The following is a 7,205-nucleotide window of genomic DNA, read 5'->3' as shown; positions in this document are numbered from 1 at the left end:
TATCGTAATGACGGACACGGGTGTAGTGGCCGATGCGGAAGGATGTGGCTTCAGCCAGACCTGGACAGCTAACTTCACGGACGACTGCGGCAACGCGGCCGACGAAGTAAGCGTGACGTATACATGGGTAGTGGATTTAGAACCACCAGTTATAGATTGTCCATTAACTGATGAAGGTTCAGATTCAATATTCTTAGGTTGTAATCCTGAGTTTGATGGCAATGGAATTCCTGTACAGGTTGTTACAAGCGTTAGTTATACTGATAATTGTATTGAAAGTGGAGTTATTACAACTTACGATGATGGAGAAGGTATAATCTTTGATGAGGATTTATGTGAATATAGTATAACAAGAACTTTTGAAACAATTACTGATAATTGTGGAAATAGCTCTACATGCAGTGTGACATATAAGTGGAAAATTCCAGAAGGTACTGAAACAGCGTTTGGCGTATTTACTGAGAATGGACAAGTTAATGAAGATGATAGTCAGTGTTTCATAACAGATGAAGATTATAACTTTAACAGATGGGGCTGGACCAATTTCATTGATTTCAGTGAGCAAACAAGCTACGAAATGGATATCTATGCTGGAGCTGGACAATGTGATCTATCTAAAGGAACAGATGTCGGTAGTGTTAATATCACTTATAATGATGATAGTACAGTAACGTTCAATTATAACTTAGTAGGTTACGCGTTAACAGAAGCACACATTTACATTGGTTGTGATCCTTATCCAACTAAACCTAATGGTTCACCAACGGTTGCGCCAGGTCAATATACCTATGTTGATGGAGGCTTTGGATATGTAGAAAATTACTCAGTTACTATTCCAGTAGAAGGAGACGTATTTAATGTAATAGTTCATGGAGTCACAACACGATCGCAATGTACTTGCTTAACTGAAACATCTGTAGAAAACCCAATGATGGGTAACTATAGTGGTGGAACTATACAAGGCTGTGATGATGTTAATGATGACGATGATGGAGATGTGAGCAGAAGTTTTTCAGTAACTCCAGTTCCGTTCGTAGATTATATCAATGTTAGATATCAATTTAGCTATGATACAGATGTTACGATTGAGATCTACGACATGAAAGGTGCGTTAATTTCTAGAGATGTAACTAATAAATACATCAAAGGAAGAACGAGAGGTACACAAATAGATACCAGAAGATTGCAAGATGGAATGTATTTAGTACACTTAATCACAGATAAGGACAGACTTGTTAAAAAGATTGTCTCAGGTAAATAAATAGAGATTAATAGTCATATTTAAAAGAGAAAAGGCTTACATGAAAATTGTAAGCCTTTTTTCGTTTAATAAAATTGATACTTGTATTTAAAAAGTATAATGCTTATACAATACTTTCAATATATAATGTTGAGATTATATTTATTCTGATATTATATTCAATGCCCAGTCTTTAGCCATTTCCAAAGACGAAAATGATTCAAAAGGTTTCTGAAAAAACAGACGCTCAATTTCTACGTTACTCTTTGCCTTAAAATCCGTAGATACCACGGCAAAGCCTTTTAGGTTTTCAATCTTAGCCGATTCTGTATAAATCTTTGGATCTACTGCGTAGGAGTTTATTCTATGGCTTATGTATACAAAGGGTGTATCGTAGAAGTATTCTTCAGCAACATCAACCAAAATAGCATTGAAATCTGGCGTTAATGTTAAGCCTTCATTCATCACAACTATCAAAAAGCTATCGTGAATTTCAACCGTTCCGAAGTCATATAACAGCTTCTTTTTCATTTGATTAAGTGGATTTAGGGCAAAGGTATAAAAAAACTCCTTCAGGCATCTGAAGGAGTTTTAAATATTAAATCAATCTAAATTAAGATTCAGTAGTCTTTTGAGATTTTTTCACTGAAATCTTTAGCTTATCATTTTTAGTATCCAAATCCATACTTATGGTATCACCTTCCTGAATTGAAGAATTGATTATCTCTTCAGCCAAAGCATCTTCAATATATTTTTGAATTGCTCTGTTTAAAGGTCTTGCGCCATATTGTGGGTCGAATCCTTTCTCGGCTATGTAATCTTTCGCTTTATCCGTAAGTTTGAGTGTGTAGCCTAAGTTTGAAATTCTATCAATAAGCTTTACCAATTCAATATCAATAATTTTACTGATATCTTCTTTTTCTAAACCATTGAAAACTATTACGTCGTCAATTCTATTTAAGAATTCTGGAGCAAAGGCCTTTTTCAATGCATTCTCGATAACACCTTTCGCATAATCGGTCGCTTGTGCTTCTTTGGCCGATGTACCAAAGCCGACGCCTTGCCCGAAATCTTTTAACTTACGCGCTCCGATATTAGAGGTCATTATGATAATGGTATTTCTAAAATCAATCTTACGCCCTAAGCTGTCTGTTAGATACCCGTCATCCAATACTTGAAGCAACATATTAAATACGTCTGGATGGGCTTTTTCAATCTCATCCAATAGTACAACAGCGTAAGGCTTTCTTCGGATTTTCTCAGTCAATTGACCACCTTCTTCATAACCAACATATCCTGGAGGTGCTCCAACTAAACGAGATATGGCAAATTTCTCCATATACTCACTCATGTCAATACGGACAAGTGCTTCAGAATTATCAAACAATTCACTAGCCAAAATTTTAGCCAATTGTGTTTTACCAACACCAGTCTGTCCTAAAAATATAAACGAACCAATTGGTTTGTTCGGGTCTTTAAGTCCAGCTCTATTTCTTTGAATAGCTTTGACCACTTTGGCAACTGCTTCATCTTGTCCGATTACCTTACCTTTAATAAGGTCTGGTAATTTTGACAATTTATTAATTTCAGTCTGCGCAATTTTATTCACAGGAATACCGGTCATCATAGAAACTACATCAGCGACATTATCTTCTGTAACGACTTCACGATGTTGCTTGGTTTCTTCTTCCCATTTTTCTTGAGCTAAAGCTAATTCTTTTTCAATACGTTTCTCATCATCACGGAGTTTGGCCGCTTCCTCATACTTCTGTTTTTTAACGACTGAATTCTTTGTGATTTTTACGTCTTCAAGCTTTTTTTCGAGCTCGATAATTTGCTTTGGGACATCGATATTAGTGATATGAACACGAGAGCCAGCTTCATCTAAAGCGTCAATAGCTTTGTCTGGTAGAAAACGCTCCGTCATATAACGATTCGTCAATTTCACACAAGCTTCTATAGCTTCATCTGTATAGTCTACATTATGATGCTCTTCGTATTTACCTTTAATGTTATTAAGGATTTCAATAGTTTCCTCAACCGACGTTGGTTCTACAATGACTTTTTGAAAACGACGTTCTAATGCTCCATCTTTTTCAATATATTGTCTGTATTCATCAAGGGTTGTTGCACCTATACATTGTATTTCGCCACGTGCTAGAGCAGGTTTAAACATGTTGGAAGCATCTAAGCTTCCGGTTGCGCCACCGGCACCGACAATGGTGTGAATTTCATCAATAAATAAGATGATATCGTCATTCTTTTCAAGCTCGTTCATTACGGCTTTCATACGTTCTTCAAATTGTCCTCTATATTTTGTTCCGGCGACTAAGCTGGCTAAATCTAGAGTTACTACGCGTTTGTTGAAAAGGTTTCGAGATACTTTACGTTTTACAATACGCAGTGCCAAACCTTCAGCAATGGCAGATTTACCAACACCAGGTTCACCTATTAAAAGCGGATTGTTCTTTTTACGACGGCTAAGTATTTGCGAAACACGCTGAATTTCGGACTCACGACCAACGACAGGGTCTAACTTGTCATCTTCGGCCATAGCTGTTAAATCCCTTCCGAAGTTGTCTAAAACAGGTGTTTTTGACTTCTTATTGGATTTAGAAGATTGCCCTCCGAACGGATTCCCTTTATCGTCATCATCAGTTTCGTTAATATCGTCATCTGGGAAAGATTCGGCTTTTGGGGTATCTAGGTAATCATCTTCGCTAGTAATCATAGATTTGAATTCTTCTTTTACATTATCATAATCGACCTTCAACTTGTTTAAAAGCTTCGTCGTTGGGTCATTTTCGTTTCGTAGTATGCACAATAACAAATGTGCGGTATTGATGGAGGTACTCTGAAAGAGTTTAGCTTCCAAAAATGTTGTTTTTAAGGCGCGTTCTGCCTGTCTGGTCAAATGCAAGTTTTTCTTTTCATTTGATGCCAGTGTGATATTGGGATTCGCAGGGGAGAGGATTTCAACCTTGCGTCTTAAATGATTTAAATCAATATCTAGAGAGCTGAGAATATCAATAGCTTTACCGTTGCCATCTCTAAGTAGTCCGAGCATTAAATGTTCGGTACCTATGAAATCATGACCCAATCGCAAGGCTTCTTCCTTGCTGTAGGCTATGACATCCTTAACTCTTGGGGAAAAATTATCGTCCATAGTATGTCCTTTCTGCATTAAAAATAATAAAATAGAAGGAGTATAGTTCAAAAACTATTCCTTTTTAAATTAGGTTTAACTAATAGAGCCAAAACGTCCGACTAATCAAAACTTTTAGGCTTAGACTTATTAACGAAAACACACCTCTTTTTTGTTAATAAATATTAGGTAATGGATGCTTGAAAAACTTAGTGAAAGCTCATAATTTGGTTATATTAGCACGTTTTGAAAAACCTACAAAAAATCAAATAAATATAGTATGGCAGAAGGCGAAAAATTGATTCCTATCAACATTGAAGATGAAATGAAATCGGCATACATCGACTATTCGATGTCGGTCATAGTGTCACGTGCATTACCAGATGTTAGGGATGGATTAAAACCTGTGCATAGACGTGTACTTTACGGCATGCACGAGCTCGGTGTTAGAGCAAATACCGCACATAAAAAATCAGCAAGAATTGTCGGGGAAGTCCTCGGTAAATATCACCCACACGGCGATACCTCTGTGTATGACACTATGGTACGTATGGCTCAAGAATGGAGTCTTAGATACATGCTAGTGGATGGGCAAGGAAACTTTGGGTCTATCGATGGTGACAGTCCGGCCGCAATGCGTTATACCGAAGCACGTATGCGCAAGATTTCGGAAGACATGTTGGCAGATATCGACAAAGATACTGTAGACCATAAACTCAATTTTGACGATACATTACAAGAACCAACCGTTTTACCAACACGTATCCCTGGACTTTTAGTCAATGGTGCATCTGGTATTGCCGTAGGTATGGCGACTAATATGCCTCCTCACAATTTAACGGAAGTCGTTAACGGCATTATCGCTTATATCGACGATTCTTCTATTGAGGTCGAAGGCTTAATGCAACACATTAAAGCGCCCGATTTCCCTACTGGAGGAACTATCTATGGGTATGATGGTGTCAAGGAAGCTTTTGAAACCGGTCGAGGACGTATTGTTTTGCGCGGTAAGGCTAATATTGAAGATGTCAACGCTAGGGAGTGTATCATCGTTAATGAGATTCCATATCAGGTTAATAAAGCCGATATGATTAAAAAGACAGCGGACCTGGTTAATGAGAAAAAGATTGATGGAATTTCTACGATTAGAGATGAATCCGATAGAAACGGGATGCGTATTGTTTACGTTTTAAAGCGTGATGCTATTCCTAATATTGTCCTTAATAAGTTATATAAGTATACGGCTTTACAGTCGTCCTTTAGTGTGAATAATATTGCATTAGTAAACGGACGTCCTGAAATGTTGAATCTTAAGGATTTAATTCATCATTTCGTTGAGCACAGACATGAGGTTGTTGTACGTCGTACCAAATTCGAACTAAAAAAGGCAGAAGACCGTGCTCATATTTTAGAAGGATTAATTATTGCTTCTGATAATATAGATGAAGTGATTGCACTCATAAGAGCATCTGCCAATGCCGATGAAGCTAGAAACAAGTTGATTGAACGCTTTAAGCTTTCTGAACTTCAAGCTAAGGCTATTGTTGAAATGCGACTGCGCCAGTTGACAGGTCTAGAACAGGATAAGTTACGTGCGGAATATGATGAGTTAATGAAGACCATTGAGGATTTAAAAGATATTCTTGATAAGAAAGAGCGTCGCATGGCTATCATAAAGGAAGAACTTGAAGAAGTAAAAGCGAAGTATGGTGATGAGCGTCGTTCTAATATAGAATACGCCGGTGGTGATTTAAGTATTGAGGACATGATTCCAGATGAAAAGGTTGTGATTACCATTTCTCATGCAGGTTATATTAAAAGAACGTCTCTTACAGAATACAAAACACAGAATAGAGGAGGGGTTGGTCAAAAAGCATCAACGACTAGAAACGAAGATTTCTTAGAACACTTGTTCGTCGGAACCAATCACCAATATATGTTGTTCTTTACCCAAAAAGGAAAATGTTTCTGGATGCGTGTTTATGAAATTCCGGAAGGTAGTAAGACCTCTAAGGGTAGAGCCATTCAGAATTTAATAAATATTGAACAAGATGATAAGGTAATGGCCTTTATCTGTACTCAGGATTTAAAGGACGAAGACTATATTAACAGTCATTATGTCATTATGGCGACCAAGAATGGTCAGGTGAAGAAAACCTCTTTAGAGCAATATTCCCGTCCACGTACTAATGGTATTAATGCCATTACTATTAAAGAGAATGATGAATTACTCGAAGCGAAGTTAACAACGGGTGAAAGCCAAGTGATGCTAGCTTTAAAGTCTGGTAAGGCTATACGCTTTGAAGAAGCCAAAACCCGACCAATGGGTCGTAATGCGTCCGGAGTTAGAGGTATAACCTTGGCCATTGATAAAGACGAAGTTATTGGTATGGTCGCTGTAGACGATATGGAAAGCAATATCCTTGTAGTTTCTGAGAATGGTTATGGTAAACGTTCAAGTTTAGAAGACTATAGAATCACCAATCGTGGTGGTAAAGGGGTCAAGACTATTTCAGTTACAGAAAAAACTGGTAACTTAGTAGCCATTAAAAATGTATCCGATGAGGATGATTTAATGATTATTAATAAATCTGGTATTGCCATTAGAATGGCGGTAGAGGATTTAAGGGTAATGGGAAGAGCCACCCAAGGCGTTAAGTTGATAAATTTAAAAGGAAAAGACTCTATTGCCGCCGTAGCTAAGGTAATGAAAGACGACGAAGAAGAAACGGGAGACCTTGATAATGAAGACCTAATGGATAATGGCACAACTCTTGATAATATTGATAGCGAAGAATAAAAATTAACTAAAATTGAGTA

The 7,205-nt window shown here is 37.4% G+C and carries 4 protein-coding genes; 2 read left to right on the top strand and 2 right to left on the bottom strand.

Annotated elements, in window-relative coordinates:
- Window positions 1-1,261: T9SS type A sorting domain-containing protein (locus tag ACFOSX_RS13055; protein ID WP_386101965.1), on the top strand; the 1,261-nt coding region annotated here is incomplete at its 5' end.
- Window positions 1,262-1,402: 141 nt separating this feature from the next.
- Here ACFOSX_RS13055 and ACFOSX_RS13050 read toward each other — a convergent pair.
- Both ACFOSX_RS13050 and ACFOSX_RS13045 read right to left on the bottom strand, forming a co-directional pair.
- Window positions 1,403-1,771 carry a hypothetical protein gene (locus tag ACFOSX_RS13050; protein WP_386101962.1) on the bottom strand — a complete coding sequence of 123 codons (369 nt, stop codon included), beginning with the start codon at window positions 1,769-1,771 and terminating at the stop codon, window positions 1,403-1,405.
- Window positions 1,772-1,853: 82 nt separating this feature from the next.
- Window positions 1,854-4,406 carry an ATP-dependent Clp protease ATP-binding subunit gene (locus ACFOSX_RS13045; RefSeq protein ID WP_386101995.1) on the bottom strand — a complete coding sequence of 851 codons (2,553 nt, stop codon included), beginning with the start codon at window positions 4,404-4,406 and terminating at the stop codon, window positions 1,854-1,856.
- A gap of 259 nt (window positions 4,407-4,665) precedes the next feature.
- Here ACFOSX_RS13045 and gyrA point away from each other — a divergent pair, with 259 nt between their 5' ends.
- Window positions 4,666-7,185, top strand: coding sequence for a DNA gyrase subunit A (gene gyrA, locus ACFOSX_RS13040; RefSeq protein WP_386101959.1), 2,520 nt, complete (start codon window positions 4,666-4,668; stop codon window positions 7,183-7,185).
- Window positions 7,186-7,205: the final 20 nt, after the last annotated feature.

The sequence above is a fragment of the Winogradskyella maritima genome (assembly GCF_042650215.1).
Classification (GTDB): domain Bacteria; phylum Bacteroidota; class Bacteroidia; order Flavobacteriales; family Flavobacteriaceae; genus Winogradskyella; species Winogradskyella maritima.
The sequence above is the reverse complement of the archived record's forward strand: the minus strand, read 5'-3'. Positions and strand labels throughout refer to the sequence as shown.